General features: G+C 60.7%; 17 protein-coding genes. 11 read left to right on the top strand and 6 right to left on the bottom strand.

The window, feature by feature from the left end; translation table 11 throughout:
* Positions 1 to 31: 31 nt before the first annotated feature.
* The 6 genes from BO74_RS10265 to BO74_RS10240 are packed head-to-tail and all read right to left on the bottom strand — an operon-like array spanning position 32 to position 3,752.
* A complete protein-coding gene (locus BO74_RS10265) occupies positions 32 to 322 on the bottom strand; it encodes an STAS domain-containing protein (protein ID WP_496442074.1) in 291 nt (96 codons plus the stop codon).
* Positions 319 to 939, bottom strand: a complete 621-nt coding sequence (locus BO74_RS10260) for an MlaC/ttg2D family ABC transporter substrate-binding protein (RefSeq protein WP_496442073.1) — start codon at positions 937 to 939, stop codon at positions 319 to 321. Before BO74_RS10260 ends, BO74_RS10265 begins: the two co-directional genes overlap by 4 nt.
* A 27-nt stretch (positions 940 to 966) precedes the next feature.
* Positions 967 to 1,668, bottom strand: coding sequence for an MlaA family lipoprotein (locus tag BO74_RS10255; RefSeq protein WP_496442071.1), 702 nt, complete (start codon positions 1,666 to 1,668; stop codon positions 967 to 969).
* Positions 1,669 to 1,685: 17 nt separating this feature from the next.
* A complete protein-coding gene (gene mlaD / locus BO74_RS10250; protein ID WP_496442070.1) occupies positions 1,686 to 2,156 on the bottom strand; it encodes an outer membrane lipid asymmetry maintenance protein MlaD in 471 nt (156 codons plus the stop codon).
* Entirely contained in the window at positions 2,156 to 2,941 is a 786-nt protein-coding gene (mlaE, locus tag BO74_RS10245; protein ID WP_496442068.1) for a lipid asymmetry maintenance ABC transporter permease subunit MlaE, read from the bottom strand. Before mlaE ends, mlaD begins: the two co-directional genes overlap by 1 nt.
* A gap of 13 nt (positions 2,942 to 2,954) precedes the next feature.
* Positions 2,955 to 3,752: an ABC transporter ATP-binding protein gene (locus BO74_RS10240; RefSeq protein WP_496442067.1), complete on the bottom strand. Its 798-nt coding sequence runs from the start codon at positions 3,750 to 3,752 to the stop codon at positions 2,955 to 2,957.
* 157 nt (positions 3,753 to 3,909) lie between these two features.
* Between BO74_RS10240 and BO74_RS10235 the strand changes: the two genes are divergently transcribed.
* The 11 genes from BO74_RS10235 to BO74_RS10185 all read left to right on the top strand — a co-directional run.
* Positions 3,910 to 5,367, top strand: a complete 1,458-nt coding sequence (locus BO74_RS10235; RefSeq protein WP_496442065.1) for a sigma-54-dependent transcriptional regulator — start codon at positions 3,910 to 3,912, stop codon at positions 5,365 to 5,367.
* On the top strand, positions 5,364 to 6,746 hold the full coding sequence (locus BO74_RS10230; RefSeq protein ID WP_496442063.1) for an AAA family ATPase: 1,383 nt from the start codon (positions 5,364 to 5,366) through the stop codon (positions 6,744 to 6,746). Before BO74_RS10235 ends, BO74_RS10230 begins: the two co-directional genes overlap by 4 nt.
* A gap of 108 nt (positions 6,747 to 6,854) precedes the next feature.
* On the top strand, positions 6,855 to 8,657 hold the full coding sequence (locus BO74_RS10225; protein WP_496442061.1) for a type II secretion system protein GspD: 1,803 nt from the start codon (positions 6,855 to 6,857) through the stop codon (positions 8,655 to 8,657).
* Positions 8,654 to 9,862, top strand: a complete 1,209-nt coding sequence (locus BO74_RS10220; protein ID WP_496442060.1) for a tetratricopeptide repeat protein — start codon at positions 8,654 to 8,656, stop codon at positions 9,860 to 9,862. Before BO74_RS10225 ends, BO74_RS10220 begins: the two co-directional genes overlap by 4 nt.
* A gap of 30 nt (positions 9,863 to 9,892) precedes the next feature.
* Positions 9,893 to 11,593 (top strand): GspE/PulE family protein, encoded by a 1,701-nt coding sequence (locus tag BO74_RS10215; protein ID WP_496442129.1) that lies wholly within the window; start codon positions 9,893 to 9,895, stop codon positions 11,591 to 11,593.
* 5 nt (positions 11,594 to 11,598) lie between these two features.
* Positions 11,599 to 12,801: a type II secretion system F family protein gene (locus tag BO74_RS10210; protein ID WP_496442059.1), complete on the top strand. Its 1,203-nt coding sequence runs from the start codon at positions 11,599 to 11,601 to the stop codon at positions 12,799 to 12,801.
* 9 nt (positions 12,802 to 12,810) lie between these two features.
* On the top strand, positions 12,811 to 14,352 hold the full coding sequence (locus BO74_RS10205; RefSeq protein WP_496442058.1) for a hypothetical protein: 1,542 nt from the start codon (positions 12,811 to 12,813) through the stop codon (positions 14,350 to 14,352).
* Positions 14,349 to 14,963: a hypothetical protein gene (locus BO74_RS10200; RefSeq protein WP_496442057.1), complete on the top strand. Its 615-nt coding sequence runs from the start codon at positions 14,349 to 14,351 to the stop codon at positions 14,961 to 14,963. The genes BO74_RS10205 and BO74_RS10200 overlap by 4 nt, the downstream gene beginning before the upstream one ends.
* On the top strand, positions 14,960 to 15,415 hold the full coding sequence (locus BO74_RS10195; protein ID WP_305074051.1) for a hypothetical protein: 456 nt from the start codon (positions 14,960 to 14,962) through the stop codon (positions 15,413 to 15,415). The genes BO74_RS10200 and BO74_RS10195 overlap by 4 nt, the downstream gene beginning before the upstream one ends.
* A gap of 78 nt (positions 15,416 to 15,493) precedes the next feature.
* The gene (locus tag BO74_RS10190; RefSeq protein WP_496442056.1) at positions 15,494 to 16,582 is read left to right on the top strand and encodes a hypothetical protein; all 1,089 of its coding nucleotides are present in this window, start codon (positions 15,494 to 15,496) and stop codon (positions 16,580 to 16,582) included.
* A partial coding sequence (locus BO74_RS10185) for an IS630 family transposase (RefSeq protein ID WP_496442055.1) occupies positions 16,569 to 17,305 on the top strand: 737 nt, incomplete at its 3' end. The genes BO74_RS10190 and BO74_RS10185, both read left to right, overlap by 14 nt.

The following is a 17,305-nucleotide window of genomic DNA, read 5'->3' as shown; positions in this document are numbered from 1 at the left end:
TCTGGAGAAGGAGTTAGCTGGCCGAGGCAAATCAGCCGAGAGGAAGCGAGTCGGAAACACCGTACAGCGCAGCCAGGCTGATCAATCCCGAAGAGGGATTGGCGACTCGAATCCGTTTACCGCATGCACCAGCGGTACGGATCAGACCAAAGATCACGCCTAGCGCCGACGAATCCGCGTCCTGCACCTGGTCAAGATCCAGCGTAAACTCCTCGGCCGTTTCACCACTCAGCAGCGCCCGTCCCGCCAGGAGCAGGTCCCGGGCGTTGGCCATCAACATCGGCGCGACAACAACGTACCGACCGTCCTTTTTTTCGATCATTTCTTGTCGGCTTCAGTCTGCTTGTTCTTGTTGACAAGCATCTGGATCAGCCCATCGACACCGTTCGCCCGAACCTCCTGGTTGAACGTATCACGATAATTGGTTACCAGACTGACGCCGGCGACGATCACGTCATAGACCTTCCAGCCTTCCGGTTGCTTCTCCAGCGAATAGTTCAGCTGAATCGGCTTTCCGCCGGACTGGTGGATTTCCGTCTTCACCACGACATCGGTCGCATCCCCCTGCATCCGCGTGGGCTTGTAGCGGATGGTCTGGTCGCGATATCCCGTCAAGGCATTCGAATAGGTCCGGACGAGCAGCGTCTTGAACTCCTCCGACAAACGCCTTTTCTGCTCCGGATCGGCCTTGTTCCAGTCCCGCCCCATGGCCAGGGCCGTCATCCGCTGGAAGTTGAAATGCGGCAGAACTTTGACCTCGACCAGTTCAATCGCCTTGCGCGTGTTGCCGTTCTGGATATCCTTGTCCTGCCGCACGATGGACAACACTTCTTCCGTCACTTGCTTGATCAGCGCATCGGGGGAACCTTCTTGCGCGAATGCGCCGGAAACGGACAAGCCCAACCCAAGACAGAGCACCAACAACCACTTCTTAACCATAAGTATCCTCATTCAGTCGATTGCCCTTCAGTCCTCGAGCGGGGGCGGATTCCCGTCATGGATCACGCTGCGACGATTCTGGAAATAAGCGTTACGCAGGTAGTTGTACTTGTCGAAGGCGGCTTCTTCGACAACCTTGTCGGCCGGAAGCAGGCTGGCCCGATAATCGATGAGCCGAACACCAATCAATGTGTTCCGCGCCGAAACGTCTTCAAGATGCCCCACCGGGTCCGCCGACACATCCACCACGAAGCCAAGCGTATCGCGCACATTCCTCGGCCCGATGACCGGCCAGAACAAATACGGGCCGTCGCCAACGCCCCAGTAACCCAAGGTCTGGCCGAAGTCCTCGTCATGCTTGTCGAGTCCGATTTCACTGGCCACATCGATCAAACCGAGGATCCCGACAGTCGAATTGACCAGGAAGCGACCGACGTCCGAAGCCCCCTCCGTCAGTTTCCCCTGCAAAAGATTGTTCACGGCAATCCAGACATCCGCGAGGTTGCCGAAGAAATTACCGATACCGGTCTTGACCGGATCGGGCGTCACCTCGTCGTAGCCTTTGGCGACCGGCTTGAGCACCGTATCGACGCCTTCGTGGACAGCGAACATGGCACGGTTGAAGCCTTCGAACGGATCTTTCGGGTGGCTTGCCGTTGTTGCACACCCCGGCAGAACGAGGGCAACAGCGAGAACGAGGGACAGACGCTTCAAAGGATGGCAATTCACGACCTGTTCCTTTCGCACTATTGGGCATCCGGCGTCTCTGACGCCTTGTTGAACATGAACTGACTGATCAGCTTTTCCAGCACCACGGCCGACTGCGTCTTCATGAAGGTATCGCCACTTTTCAGCATCTTCTCGTCACCGCCGGCATCGAGCCCGATATATTGCTCGCCGAGCAACCCGGCCGTCAGGATCGAAGCGAACGTATCCTTAGGGAACTGGTACCGGCTGTCGACCGTAACGGTCACCAGCGCTTCGTAGCTTTGCGGATCGAAACGGATATCGGTAACCCGGCCAACGACCACCCCGGCGCTCTTCACCGGTCCGCGGACCTTCAGGCCGCCGATGTTATCGAACCGGGCGGTCAACTGGTACGTATCGGCAAAACTGGCCGACGACATGTTCCCGACACGCAACGCCAGGAACAAAACGGCGGCGAAACCAAAAACGACAAAAAAACCCACCCACAAATCAAGCAACTTGCGACTCATCAAACCCCCCGGAACATGAACGAGGTCAACACGAAATCCAGCGCCAGGATCGCCAGCGCCGAATACACGACCGTCCTCTTGATCGAAGCCGATACACCTTCCGCCGTCGGCACGGCATCGTAACCCTCAAACACGGCAATCAGCGACACGGCGACGCCGAAAACGAAACTCTTGATGATGCCGTTCCAGATATCCAGACGAAAATCGACAGACCCTTGCATCTGCGACCAGAACGCTCCTTCGTCCACACCGATCAGCACCACACCAACGAGATAACCGCCGAAAACTCCGACCGCCGAAAACAACGCCGCGAGCAACGGCATCGAGATGACCCCGCCCCAGAACCGCGGCGCAACGACACGCGCGACCGGATTGACCGCCATCATGTCCATCGCCGTCAGTTGCTCCGTCGCCTTCATCAGCCCGATTTCCGCGGTGATCGACGATCCCGCGCGCGAAGCGAAAAGCAGCGCCGACACGACAGGCCCCAGTTCGCGGGTCAACGACAAGGCCACGAGAATCCCCAACGCCTCCGAAGAGCCATAGCGTTGAAGGGTTTCATACCCCTGCATGCCCAGGACCATGCCGATGAACAGACCGGAGACCAGAATGATCAGCAATGACTGGAATCCGCTGAAGTAAATCTCGCGGATCGTCAGATGCAGCCGCCGGAACGACTGTCCGGAGTACGCCAGAATCATCATGAAGAAGCGCGTGGCAAAGCCCAGGGTCTGCAGCGCATTGTTCATGCGATGGCCCGTCGAGCGAACCAATTCGACCAGCACGGATAACGTCCTGCTAAGCACCGGCGACCTCCCGCATCAACTCCTGCGCAAACGGAACCGCCGGGTAATGGAAATGCACAGGTCCGTCCGCTTCGCCGAACACGAACTGGTGCACAAAAGGATCAGTGGAGGCCTTGATTTCGTCCGGCGTCCCTTGCGCCACGATCTGGCCATCGGAAACGAAATACACGTAGTCAACAATCATCAACGCTTCCTGAACATCGTGCGTCACCAGCAGGGTCGTCGCCCCCAGCGCATCGTTCAACTTGCGGATCAGTTGCCCGATGACGCCCATCGAAATCGGATCGAGCCCGGCAAACGGCTCGTCGTACATGATCAGCATCGGGTCCAGGGCAATGGCACGGGCCAGGGCCACGCGGCGCGCCATCCCGCCCGACAGTTCAGAAGGCATCAAGTGATGCGCCCCGCGCAGCCCCACCGCATTCAGCTTCATCAACACCAGGTCGCGGATCATCTCTTCGGGCAGATCGGTATGCTCACGCATCAGATACGCCACGTTGTCGAATACCGAGATGTCGGTGAAGAGCGCACCGAACTGGAAGAGCATGCCCATGCGCCGCCGCATGGCATAGAGCTCGTCGTGGCTCATGTGCGGAACGGATTGCCCATCGACCAGGATTTCACCACTGGTAGGCTTGAGCTGGCCGCCGATCAGACGCAGCAGCGTTGTCTTGCCGCAGCCGGAGTTCCCCATGATGGCCACGAGCTTTCCACGCGTGATCTCCATGTCGACGCCCTTGAGGATCGAGCGATCATCGTAGGCAAAGTTGACATCAGTGATCTTGACCAAGCAGTCAGCCGGCACAGCACAACCCCGAGACAAAAGAAGCTGCGATTATACCCTAGCCATATTCGATATTTTCGAGGCAACGCGCAGCGGCTGAATTTCGTGAAGAGCTTTTGTGAAATAATGCCCCGACTGTCCCGACGAATCGATGATGCGTTCCATGCCCGACCCCAGACCGCCGTCGCCGGAAAACAAGCCGCTTTTGCTGATCGTCGACGACGACCCGCTGATCGTCGACACGCTGTCGTTTTCCCTTGAGCCGGCGTTCGAAATAGTCACCAGCCACAGCCGGCCGCATTGCCTTCAGCTGCTTCAACGAACGTCACGCCAGCCCGACGTCGCTCTCGTCGACCTTGGCCTCCCACCCTTCCCGCACCGCCCCGATGAAGGACTGGCGCTCATTCCGGAACTTCTCAGCCAGGCCCCGGACATCAAGATTGTCGTGCTATCCGGACAGAACGACGGAGACAATGCGCGCCACGCGCGGGCCCTGGGCGCAGTGGACTTCGTGGCGAAGCCATGCCCGCTGAGCGACTTGCGCAGCGTGCTTGACCGTGCCCTGAGTTTCCGGGCGATGGAAGCAGAACCCGCCGCAGACACCCGGTCGCCGCTCCTGATCGGCAACAGTCCCGCCATCGAAAAACTCAAGCTTCAGTTGAAGCACTACGCCGACGCACCGTTCCCGGTGCTCGTCGAGGGCGAGTCCGGAACCGGCAAGGAAATCGTCGTAAAAAGCTACCTGCACCAGAACACCGGGCGAAGCCGCAAGCCGTTCTTCGCACTCAACTGCGCGGCCATTTCGCCAACGCTGGTCGAACCGACGTTATTCGGTTACGCCAAGGGATCCTTCACCGGCGCGACATCGTCCCGGGCGGGCTATTTCGAGGATGCCGCGGACGGAACGCTGTTTCTCGACGAAATCGGGGAACTGCCGCTCGAACTGCAGGCGAAACTGCTGCGCGTTCTCGAAAACGGCGGGTTCCAGCGCGTGGGAGAAACCCAGGAGCGCATCAGCCACGCCCGGATCATCGCGGCGACCAACCGGGACCTGCGGCGGGAAGTCAAGGCCGGAAATTTCCGGGCCGATCTATACCACCGCCTTTCTGTATGCACCGTCAGCGTTCCCCCGTTGCGCGACATGGGTGACGACAAGCTTCTGCTGCTCGTCCATTTTCGCCATCTCTATGCGGTACAGTCGAAGCGCCCTCCGTTCGAACTCTCCGCGGAAGCGCTGCGACTCTGGGCCAGTTACAGCTTCCCCGGCAACGTGCGCGAACTGCGCAACATCGTCATCCGGCTGACTGCAAAATACGCAGGACAACGCGTCGACAACCCGGAACTAGAAGCGGAGCTCGATCTTCAGGATGAACCACCCGTACCGGAAAAGCCCCCTCTGCCGCAGGGGCCGAACGACGATGCGCTGATCGCCTCCGCGCTACACCGCCTGCAACAGCCCACCCCATTCAACCTCGATACAACGCTGGCGGAAACCGAGCGTAGCTTCATCGAGGCCGCATTGCGCCTGTCCGCCGGCAACGTCAGCCGGGCGGCCCGTCTGCTCGGCATCAACCGGACCACGCTGTACAGCCGCATGGAAGCAATGAGCAAAGCGTCGTGATCTACCTGGAACATTTCGGCTTGCGCGAACCCCCGTTCGGCATCACGCCGCACACGGAGTTCTTTTTCGCCGGCGCCAACCGCGGAGAGACGCTCGACGCGCTGATTTACGCGGCCGTCAACGACGAAGGGATCATCAAGGTCAGCGGCGAAGTCGGCAGCGGAAAAACGATGCTCTGCCGGATGCTGATGGAAAGACTGCCAAAGCATGTCGAAACGGTCTATCTGGCCACGCCTTCGCTGTCACGCGTCGAGATCATCGAGGCCATTGCTCACGAACTGGGACTGGCGCTGCCCGATTCGCAGATGCACCGGATGATGCTCGCGATCCAGGAAAGCCTGCTGGAGATCCATGCTTCCGGACGTCGCGTCATCGTCCTGATCGACGAGGCGCACGCCATGCCCGACGAGACGCTCGAGGAAGTCCGACTGCTCTCCAATCTCGAGTCGGATCGACACAAACTGCTGCACATCGTGCTGTTCGGCCAGCCGGAACTGGACGAACGCCTGAGCAACAAGGCCATGCGACAACTTCAGGATCGCATCACGCACAATTTCTGGCTTGCGCCATTACACCACAACGACATCGGCAACTATCTGATGTACCGGCTTCGCGCCGCCGGCTATCGGGGCCCGGACCTCTTCTCCCGCAGCGCACTGCGAATCATCGGCAAGGCCTCGGGCGGACTGACGCGGCGTTTGAATATCCTCGCCGAAAAGTGCCTCCTTGCCGCCTTCGCCGCAGGGCAGCACGGCATAGAAGACCGGCACGCCAAAGCGGCCGTGCGCGATCTGCGGCCCCCGCCCCGAAAAGAAGGCGCAGCACGATACAGCGGCAAGATCGTCGCAGTCGCAGTGGCAGCGGCAGTTTTCATCGGCATGGCGGTTGCGGCATGGCGCACGGATTTTCCCGGAGAAGCCCCGACGACGACATCTGCCCTCCCGGAATCTCCGCCAGAAATACCTGCTCAATCCACAAGCAACCAGCTTCAACCCACGGAACTCGACCGCCCCCCCATCCATCAGGAATTGGCGCACGACGAGGCTTCCTCACCTCGCAACCAGAGCTCGCTCGGCGAACAAATCGCCGCCACCGCAGAGTGGATCAAGGCAACGCCGGAAAATCACTATTTCATCCAACTGCTCAGCACCGACGGAAACAACGGGATCGGCGTGGAGCAATTCATCGCGGGCATCGCCGGCTCGCTGGACGCGCAACAGATTCGCGTCTATCGCTCGAACCTGAGCGGACGCGACCGACTCGGCGTCATTTATGGTGACTTCGCCACCTGGGAGGAGGCCAGCACGGCGCTCGCCAGACTCTCCGAAACCAACCCCGGCGAAAAGCCCTACATCCGCGCGGTGAGCAAGCTCAAATAGCGGCGACAGGCAAGCCCCGCAGCCCCGACTCGGCCTATAAATCAATCGGTTGAACAAAAAACCTTACGTGATATGATGATTTCAAACTTCAACAGGATGAAATCCCGCATGTTGCGAACTGCTGGCGCCATCGTTTCTGCGTTACTCCTCGTGGCTTGTACCCCGGCCACGCTGAGTAGCGGTCCATCGGCAGGTCACCTGCGCACCGAAGACAAGGCCAAGGCAACCGGAACGATTCCCGCCCCCGTCCAGCACGCCATCCCGCTGCCCCCACCCAAGGCCGGCGGCAAAACGGAAACCTACAGCGTCGTCGTCAACAACGTAAAGGTACAGGATCTGCTGTTCGCGCTGGCCCGTGACGCGAAGCTCAACGTCGACATCCACCCGGGCATTTCCGGCAACGTCACCCTCAACGCCATCGACCAGACCTTGCCGCAGTTGCTCAATCGCATCGCCAGGCAGGTCGACATGCGCTTCGAACTCGACGGTCCGAACCTGGCCGTGATGCCCGATTCGCCTTTTCTCCGACATTACCGTGTCGACTACGTCAATCTGTCGCGCGAAGTTACCGGCACGGTCTCGACCAACACCCAGATTTCAACGAGCGCCCTGGCCAGCAGCGTCGGCAGTTCCTCCAGCGGCAACGTTTCGCGGATCCAGATCGAAAACAAGTCGAAGAACCGTTTCTGGGAGTCACTGGAAAAGAACCTGAAGGACCTGCTGCACGAAACCGACAAAGTCTTCCCCGAAGGCAGCACCGAAACAGTCGTCGAAAGAAGCGAGGCGCAGAGCACGACCGGAACCGGCGCCCCGGTCCCCGCCCCCGGAACGACCAGCCGCAGCAATCAATCGACACAAACACTGGCCGGCAGCCCGAATCCTGCCTCACTGCAGAATTCCGGAGCCACGGTGGTGAAACGCATGACCTTCCGCGAAGCGGCATCGGTCATCGCCAACCCGGAGGCCGGCGTCATCGCCGTTCGCGCCACCTCACGCCAGCACGAGAAGGTGCAGGAATTCCTCGACCGGATCATGCGCAGCGCGCGCCGTCAGGTGATGATCGAAGCGACGATCATCGAGGTCAATCTGGCCGACAACTACCAGCAAGGCATCGAGTGGTCGAAGGTCGCCACGGACACCGGTTTTTCCCTCTCGCAGGCAACCAACACGCAGAGCGCCGGATCGACCGTCAATCCTTTCACGCTCACCTACCGGAACATCTCGGGAGGGCTCAACATCTTCGTCGACATGCTGCGCGGCTTCGGCACCACCAAGGTGCTCTCCAGCCCGAAACTGACCGTGCTCAACAACCAGACGGCCACCCTGAAGGTTTCCGAGGACTTCGTCTACTTCAACGTCAAACAGGACATTGCCGCAGGCAATACCAATACCAATGCCGTAACGACCACCACCACGACGCCGCAATCCGTCTCGATCGGCTTTTTCATGAGTCTGACCGCGCAGATCAGCGACGACGACGTGGTCACCCTCAACGTGCGTCCCTCCATCTCCAGCATCGCCGCGCTCAAACAGGACCCCAACCCGGCGCTCACAGTGGTAAACGAGGTTCCTCAGATCCGCACCCGCGAGATCGAGTCGATGATGCGCGTAAAGAGCGGCGACATCGCCGTGCTCGGCGGGCTGATGGAAGACCGGATGGAAAACAAGAGCGGACGTTTTCCTGGTGTGGGCGACATTCCGGTACTCGGAGAGATCTTCACCACCCGCAACAATGCCTCGACCAAGACCGAACTCGTCATCATTCTCCGACCGACGGTCATCAGGGACGCGTCGATCAACGGTGATTTCAGCCACCTGGCGACATCACTCCCCGACGAGAAATTCTTCGCGACCGACAAGGTCTACGAGCCTTTCTCCGGGCCGCAGATCACGCAGGAGCCGCTGCGGTGAGTCTGTTGATGGAGGCGTTGAAGAAGGCGGAAGACGCCAAACGCCTCGCGGGCGACGGTCGCCCACAGGACTCCCCACACGATTCGCCGCTGCCGGACCTCGCGTTGCATCTCGACGCGATCGATTCGGAACTGGCACTGACATCGGGAAGACCGTCCGAGCCGAATTCCAGACCGGCGCAGACCGAGAAGGAAGTCACCGAAGCCGACCGTGATCGCCGCACCGCACACAATCTGTTCACCGCAAAACAACCGGACAACAGGAGCCATCGGCTGCTGCCCCTGCTCGCGCTGGCGCTGCTCCTCGCTTTCGGCGTGGGAGGCTATTTCTGGTGGCAACTCCACGCCATTCCGACGCAAGCACTCACGCCCCTCCCTGCGGCGAAAACAGTGCCCCCCGAGCCAGGAAACGACACGCCCGTGTCTGCCGTCCGCAACGACAACACCGCAATAGCAAGCCGAAGCGAGGCTCCGGCGACACGCACGGCACCTGCCGCACCGTCAGTGACGCCCGTTTCACGAGCAAGTGAGAAAGCGCCAGCATCCTCGCCCACGCCACCTTCGCCGGAAAAAGAAAAACGAGCGGAATCTTCGCCGGCCAGCCCCACTATCCGCCTGAGCAGAACGCCACCGCGGGTCAATCCGCATCTCGAACGCGCTTATGCGGCGTTGATGGCGGAGCGATTCGATGAAGCGCAAACCGGTTACGAGCAGGTCTTGCGTTCCGATGCGAAAAACGCCGATGCTTTGCTCGGCCTCGCAACGATCGCCTCCCGTCGCGGACAACTGGAGCGAGCCTACTCGCTCTACACACGGGCTCTTGAATCGGACCCAACCAACGCCACGGCACGGGCTGGCGTCGCCAACACACTGGGGCTGGCCGACGCAGAAACTGCGGAAAGCCGGCTGAAAACCGCGCTTTCGGAACAGCCGGATTCGGTATCGCTCCTGTTCGCGCTGGGTAACCTTTACGCCGGACAGGCACGCTGGAGCGAAGCACAGCAGGCCTACTTCCAGGCCTACGCTGCCGACCCGGAAAACCCCGACTTCATCTTCAACGTCGCGATCAGCCTCGACCATTTGCGGAAGAGCAAACTGGCGGCCCAGTACTACCAGATGGCGCTGGCGGCAGGAGAGACCCGGGCGGCCGGATTCGACCGCGAGCAGGCACGAAGCCGGCTCGCCGAGCTGCGGTTGCAGCAATAATCACCCCGCAGCCCGAAAAGCGCCATGCCGATGAACGCCCCGCCCCCGCGCCAGATCGGACAAGTCCTGATCGCCAAGGGCATCCTCAGCGAGGATCAGCTGCGGATCGCCCTGCTGGAGCAGATGAAGACGAACCAGCCGGTCGGCAAGCTGCTCGTCGCCCTGGGCTTCGTCACCGAGGCCACCTTGCGCGATGCGCTGTCCGAAAGCCTCGGCAAACAGAGCATCGACCTCTCGAATGCCATCATCGACCCCTCGGCGCTCGCGCTGGTGCCTCGCGAACTGGCCAAGCGCCACAACATGCTGCCCCTCGACTACGACGAGGAGCACCAGCGCCTGACAATCGCCATTGCCGACATCAACGACATTGTCGCGCTGGACCGGATCCGCAGCCTGGCGAAAACGGCACTGGAGATCGATCCGCTCCTCGCCGGAGAAACCGAGGTCGCCCGGGCCATCGACCAAGCGTATGGCTACGAGCTGTCGATCGACGGCATCCTGCACGAAATCGAGACCGGCGAGATCGACTTTCGCGGGCTGCAATCATCCTCCGATGAATACAGCCAGCCGGTCGTCCGCCTGATCGACTCGATCGTGACGGATGCCGTCAAGCGTGACGCCTCGGACATCCATTTCGAACCGGAAAGCGGTTTTCTGCGCATCCGCTACCGGATCGACGGCATGCTGCGCCAGATCCGCTCGCTGCACCAATCGTACTGGCCGGCGATGGCCGTGCGCATCAAGGTCATGAGCGGCATGAACATCGCCGAAACCCGTGCCCCGCAGGATGGCCGGATCACCCTGACCATCCGCGGGCGGCAAATCGACTTCCGCGTCTCCGCGCAGCCAACCATTCACGGCGAAAACATCGTCCTGCGCATCCTCGATCGCCAGAAAGGTCTCGTTCCGCTCGAAGGGCTCGGCCTCACGGAACGCCAGCTGGACACGCTCAAGCTGATGATCGCCCGGCCCGAAGGCATCATCCTGCTCACCGGCCCCACAGGCAGCGGCAAGACGACAACGCTCTACTCGATCCTCAACCACATCAACTCCGAGGGGCTGAACATCATGACCCTCGAGGACCCGGTCGAATACCCGATGGCGATGGTCCGGCAGACATCGGTCGCCGAAGCGGCGAAGCTCGATTTCGCCAACGGCATCCGCTCGATGATGCGTCAGGACCCGGACGTGATCCTCGTCGGCGAAATCCGCGACGCCGAAACGGCGGAAATGGCCTTTCGCGCGGCGATGACCGGCCACCAGGTCTACTCGACGCTACACACAAACTCGGCGATCGGCGCCATCCCCCGCCTGCTCGACATCGGCGTGCTGCCGGACATCATGGCCGGCAACATCATCGGTGTTGTCGCGCAACGACTGGTCCGCCGCCTCTGTCCGCACTGCAAGACGCCCTATCAGGCGGGTGAGCACGAAGCACGCTTGCTCGGCAGCCCGCTCGATGCGCCACGCCCGATCGTCTTCCGCCCCTGCGGCTGCGAGCGGTGCGATTTCCAGGGCTATCGCGGGCGCCTGGCGATCATGGAAATCCTGCGCATGAATGGCGACCTCGACGAACTCGTAGCCAAACGGGCAACGGGGCGGGAAATTCGCCAGGCCGCCGTCCAGAACGGCCTCGTTTCACTCGCCGAAGACGGACTGCGCCGGGTGCTCGACGGCTCGACCTCGCTGGAGGAACTAAGCCGCGTGGTCGACCTGACCGACCGGATGTAAGCGCCGTGCCGCTGTTCAACTATCGGGCAATCGACGCGGACGGCCACACGGTCAGCGGGCGCATCGACGCGCAGAACGAGATCGACCTCGACATGCGGCTGCGACGCATGGGGCTCGACCTGGTCAAGGGATCGCCCGTCAGCAACCACCAGCTACTCGGGGTGCAATCCGTTCCAAGAAGGGAACTGATCCACTTCTGCTTCCATCTGGAACATCTGCTCCGGGTCAGGGTACCAATTCTCGACGGACTCAAGGATCTGGCCGACACCCTGGAGCACCCGCGTTTCCGGGAAGTGGTTGCCAGCCTGGTCGACAGCATCGAGGGCGGCCAGACGCTCTCGCAGGCGATGGAAGCCCACCGGAAGGTATTCGACACGGTTTTCGTCAACCTGATCCGCGCCGGCGAGACCAGCGGCAAACTGTCAGACGTGCTGCAAAGCCTGACCGAAACGCTGAAATGGGAAGACGAACTGGCCTCGCAGACACGCAAGCTGGCGATGTACCCGGCCTTTGTCGGCTCGATCGTGATCGCCGCCACGTTCTTCCTGATGACCTACATGGTTCCCCAGCTGAAGCTCTTCGTGCGCAACATGGGCCAGGCGCTACCGATGCAGACGAAAGTGCTTTTTTTCGTCTCCGACCTGCTCGTCGCGTACTGGTACGTCGCCTTGCTCCTGCCCATCCTTGCACTCGTCGCCGTCCAGCTTCTCCTGCACACCAACCCGCTGGCGCGCCTGCGCTTCGACGCACTCAAGCTCCGGCTGCCGCTGATCGGCGACATCCTGCGCAAGATCATCCTTTCCCGCTTTGCCAACACCTTCGCCCTGCTGTACGCCTCTGGAATCTCCGTGCTCGACGCGATTCGTACCACGCAGGATATCGTCGGCAACCTGGCGATCCGGCGCGGACTGGAACGCGTCGAGCAACTCATCGGCGAGGGGCAGAACGTCACGGCGGCCTTCCAGCAGACCGGCTTCTTCCCGCCCCTGGTCATCCGCATGCTGCGCGTCGGCGAAAGTACCGGCGCGCTGGACGAGGCGTTGATCAACGTCAGTTACTTCTATAATCGCGACGTCAAGGAATCGGTCGAAAAGGTCCAGCAGCTGATCGAGCCCCTGCTCACGCTCATTCTCGGCGCACTGCTCGGATGGATCATGCTGTCGGTGCTCGGTCCGGTCTATGACGTCATCAGCCGGATCGCCACCTGATAGAACGCAATGAAACCCCAACGCCACCTCTACCTCAGCGCGCAGCAACTGGCGGCCTATCGCTGGCACGCCGGCACGCTGTATGAGGAAGGCCGTTTCCCTGCCTCGGAAGCCGGCCTGCTGCAGTTCAGGGAGTATCTGGCCAGCAATGCGTCCAGCGTTTTTTCATTGCTGGCGAATGTCGCCGAAGAAGGATTCCACAGCGAGACGATTCCGTTCCTGCGTGGAAGCGACCGGACGGCAGTCATCCAGCGCAAACTGGCGCAAACGTTCTTCAACACGCCCCTGACCGCGTCGCTGTCGCTGGGACATGAAAAAAACCGGCGCAAGGACGAGCACCTGCTGCTCGCCGCGCTGACCAATCCGGCTTTCTTCCAGCCCTGGCTGGACATCATCGGCGAAACGGATGTCGCGCTGTCCGGCCTTTATTCGCTGCCCACGGTCTTCCCGTCGCTGCTGAAAAAGCTCCGCCTGCCCGAAGAGCCCTGCCTGTTGCTGACGATTCAGGACAACAGTATCCGCCAGAGCTATTTCGAGAAGGGCCAGCTGCATTTCAGCCGGCTGACGCCGCTGCAGCACAGCAGCATCGGCAGCATCGCCCAGGCCTTTGCCAGCGAATCGCTCAAGCTGCAGCAATACCTCGCCAGCCAGCGCCTGGTCGGGCGCAACCAGACGATCACCGCCCACATCCTCGCGCACCCCGGTGCTCTGAAAGCGATCGAGAACAGTTGTGTCGACACGCCTGCCGTGCGCTTCAACGTTCTCGACATCAACGAGTGCGCGAAGCGTACGGGCCTCAAATCACTGCCGCCGGACAGCCACGGCGAGAAGTTGTTCCTGCACCTGCTGGCGACCCATCCGCCAGCAATGCAGTTTGCCGGTGACACCTTGCGGCACACCTACCAGGTCGGCCGGCTGGGCACCCTGCTCTATGGTCTCGGCGCCACCGCGTTGTGTGGTTGCCTGCTGCTATCGGGCAATCAGCTTTTCGACGCGTATCAATTCACCCGCGAATCAGCAGAACTGCAGGCCGAAACCGGGCAGTCCCGCCAGCGTTACGCCGACGTGCTGAAAACGTTCCCCAGCGTGCCCGTCGACCGCGAAACGCTGAAGAGCGTGATCGGCCGATATCTCGTCCAGGCGCAGCGAAGCATCTCCCCGACCCCTTTCTACGTCGAACTCAGCCACGCTCTGCAAGGCCATCCGACAATCGAACTTGCCTCGCTCGCATGGAAACTCGGCGGGACCGAACCGGCGCGCGGCACCGCCGGAAGGCCGGACATCGGAACGAAGCCGCTTCCCGACGACAGCGAAAGCCTTGTCATGCAAGGAACGCTGCATGCGCCACCCGGCGCTGACACCAGGCAAACACTCCAACTGTTCAACCGCTTCGTCGAGCAGCTAGCAGCGAACAAGGCACTGCGGGTCGACATCCTGCAACAACCGTTCGACATCGAATCCGGGAAGGCGCTGCGCAGCGGTGACGCTGCTCTGGAGCGCAACCCCTTGCGTACGTTCAGCCTGCAGGTCACGCGGAAGATCGGATCATGAAGCTGAACGCGAACGATTGGTCCAGATTGCAGATTCCGCTGCTCGCGCTGGCGGTGATGCTCGCCCTGGGGGCCGCATCGATCCTCGTCGCGCGCGCGGAACTCGGCGACGCGCAAGCCCGCCTGGCCAACATCCAACAGGAACGCAAGGAAATCGACAACAAGCTCAGGCAAGTCCGCAGCGAAGAAAACGAAATACGGCAAAAAGCAGCCGTCTTCAACGAGCTGCAATCACGCCGCATCCTTGGCGAAGAGCAGCGCCTGGAATGGGTCGAGTTGCTCGAAGAGATTCGCGCCCGGCATCGCCTGCCCGAAATGCACTACGAGATCGCGCCGCGCCAGCCGCTGGAAAAATCGCCATCGGGGCAACTGGCACTTTACGCCAGCACCATGAAGCTTGAGCTCAAACTGCTGCACGAAGAGGACCTGACGCGGCTGCTCGACGACCTGCGCCGCGAGGCGCCCGCACTGATCCAGACCCGGCGCTGCGACATCTCCCGCCTGGCGCGCACCGCTGCGGATGGCGCATCTACTGCCTCGCTGCAGGCCGGTTGCCTGATCGACTGGATCACTGTGCGCAAGGCGGACAGCGCGGAGGGACTGGCGAAATGACCCATCGCATTCACCGCTTTCCCGATCATTCAATGCGCTCGCTCCGGCTAGCGCTGTTTGCTTTCATTTTCGCGATACCCAGCGCCACATCCGCTGAAGAACTCGGTCGACTGTTCTTCACGCCGGAGCGACGGCAACAGCTGGATCATCAACGGCAGTTCAATCCCGAAGAGCAGCGCGAAGCTTCCGAAGACCCGACCCTGACGATCAATGGCGTCGTTACGCGCAGCAGCGGAAAGCGGACGGTGTGGGTCAATGGGGTTCCTCAGGAAGACAGCGGTGTGCTAGTAAGCGCAAAGCGATCCAATCCAAGCAAGGTCATTGTGGATACAAATGACGTCCCAGCTACCCAAGTCAGTGTTGGCAATACGCTCAACCGGGACACAGGCGAGACGGCTGATATCCTCGGTAGCGGCAAAATCCTGATCACCTCCCCAGCGAGAGCGCAATAGCTTCCGTAAGACATGGCAATGCCGAATCATGAAACGAAGCGCGGCCCGGCATGGGGGAAGCGATGTCGAACATTCTGCATGAACCCACAGACCGCGCAGGACGGCATTGCATTGATTGCTGTTCTGACCTTACTGACGCTAGTGGGACTAAGCCTGTTTCTCGGCCAGTTCAGCGTTGCGCAGTATCAAGCCAGACGTATTCAGGCCACGTCCCGGGCGCTCGCCGAAGCCAAAGATGCGTTGATCGGAGACGCCATTTCGACCACATCGGTCAACGACGCCGCCTATCTGCGGTTACCGGACGTCGGACAGACGGAGGGAGTCGCAGCGCTGAATTTTCTAGGCAACGCGAAGGATCTTTCCGTTCTCGGAAAATTCCCGTGGAAAACGCTCCGCACCGAGGTCTTGCGCGATGGAAACTCGGAATGCCTGTGGTACGTTGTTTCTGGCCGCTACAAGATCACCCCGTCAACCGATGTGCTGAATTGGGACACCCCGGGACAGATCGACATCATCGACGGTAACGGCAACGTCATCACTACAGGTCTTGCGGCGCTACTCGTGGCGCCCGGGTCACCCGTCGACGAACAGAGCAGGGCATTGTCGAACCCTGATTACACACAATGCGGTGGAAATTACGACTCCCGTAACTATCTGGATACCTACAATGCGTTCAACGCTGTTGCTGGCGAAGTCAATTACTTCGCCAGCAGCACCAATGGCCAGGTCGCTGCCACAAAAGACAACAAACGCTTCGTCATGACCCATTCTGAACATTACAACGACAATTTCCTGCAAATCACGCCCGACGACGTTTTCCGGCATCTGATTCGGCGTAGTGATTTCAGTACGGCCATTGAAAATCTTCTGGACAACCCGTCATTTACGACACTCGCGATTAGTGGACCAAAAGGGACTGACAACATCGCCTGCGGTACAGACCTTTTTTGCCAGAACTGGAAGGAAATGCTCTTTCTGACCCAGTTGCCTGCCCCGGCTAAAGTCACCATTGACGGGGCGCTATCGCCCGTCTGCAGCCGTATCGTGATTTTCGCCGGTAAAAGTATCCCCGGACAAAACCGCAACACCGAGGCGGAAAAGGCTAGTCCATTGAAACAAAGAGATTGCACCCCATATGGTGTGCATGGGAAAGATGAATCTGAGTGATTTGGAGCGGGAAGAGTTGGAAGGCTTGCAGCGCAAGCGGACAGCGGCAATGGCGCAGGTTCGGCGCGCGAAGCTGATTCTTCTTCTCGATGACGGTGTGTCGCGGGACACGATCATGAATACGCTGGGCTGCGACTCGCGCTTTATCGCGACGTGGCGAGCGCGCTTTGCCGAGGAACGGCTGGCGGGTCTGTACGGAAGGCATCCGGGTCGCGCACCGCGGCGCAACTTGCCGCGCCTGGAAGCCCGTGTGCTCGACTACACGCTCAAGCGCAAGCCGAAGGACGGTTCCACGCACTGGAGCAGCCGCAAGCTGGCCGCCGAACTGGGGATCTCGTTCATGGACGTTCAGCGTATCTGGCGTCGTCATGACCTGAAGCCCCATCGCGTGGATCGACACATGGTCTCCAACGATCCGGACTTCGAGACCAAGGCGGCCGATGTGATTGGCCTGTATCTGAACCCACCGGCCAACGCCGCGGTGTTCTGCGTCGACGAGAAGACCGCGATTCAGGCGCTCGACCGTAAGGACCGGATGCTCCCGCTGTCGCCCGGACGTGCCGAGAGCCACGGATTTGAATACAAGCGCAATGGCACGCTCAGCCTGTTTGCGGCACTGAACACCGCCACCGGCGAGGTCGTGGGAAAGACGGCGGCACGTCACACCAGCGCACAGTTCGTTGCTTTCCTCTCTGACGTGGTCGCCAGCCAGCCCAAAGGACG

The organism is Propionivibrio pelophilus DSM 12018 (assembly GCF_059569095.1).
Note: the sequence above shows the minus strand (reverse complement) of the source record. Positions and strands in the feature narration are given on the sequence as shown.